Annotated in this window: 1 pseudogene; it reads right to left on the reverse strand. The window is 48.4% G+C overall.

Going from position 1 to position 213, the window contains the following annotated elements:
* Positions 1-25: 25 nt before the first annotated feature.
* Positions 26-213: pseudogene (locus FDX22_RS27415) on the reverse strand (sodium/glutamate symporter); the annotation flags it as partial.

Raw genomic sequence — 213 nt, forward strand, 5'->3', positions numbered from 1 at the left:
ATTAAAGATATTTTCGACAAATTAGTGTAATGTAAACGTTCATTAGCGCCATGAAAATGGTCTGCACAACCAGGATTGCCAGCATCGGCAGGGCCAGTGAAGCCAGCTCCCACAGCTTCAGGCTCATCAGCGCCATCGCCAGGAACAATGACAAACTCACGTTACCCAGTACTGAAACCGCACGCTCGAACACCCGATAAAAGCCCAGTAATG

The organism is Citrobacter sp. TBCS-14, from assembly GCF_005280805.1.
Lineage (GTDB): Bacteria > Pseudomonadota > Gammaproteobacteria > Enterobacterales > Enterobacteriaceae > Citrobacter > Citrobacter gillenii.